The sequence below is a fragment of the Streptomyces murinus genome (assembly GCF_002154555.1).
GTDB lineage: Bacteria > Actinomycetota > Actinomycetes > Streptomycetales > Streptomycetaceae > Streptomyces > Streptomyces murinus.
Window position 1 is genome coordinate 7,481 of record NZ_MUNF01000591.1, and the last position, 251, is coordinate 7,731.

At 68.5% G+C, this 251-nt stretch carries 1 protein-coding gene; it reads right to left on the reverse strand.

Annotated features, from left to right (window positions below):
- Positions 1–111: 111 nt before the first annotated feature.
- The coding region (locus CCN72_RS30550; RefSeq protein WP_143664250.1) for an acetylxylan esterase at positions 112–251 on the reverse strand (140 nt) is incomplete at its 5' end.

Here is a 251-nt window from a genome sequence, read left to right on the forward strand (position 1 = left end):
GTGCGTGGCTGACATGGGCCCTCCGTGGTCGCGGGAACGCCCGGCCCGTGTCGGCCCCGGACCGGGCACCCCGAACATACCGACCGGTCGGGCATCGAGGAAGAGGTGATCTCAGGCGTACGACCGCAGCCAGCGCATCTTCACCGCGTCATGGAAGGGGCCGCCGCCCTCGTGGTCATTGAACTCGTACACCTCGATCGTCTTGTCCGGGTGCGCCCAGGAGTTGAACGCCGCGAACACGGTCGACGGCG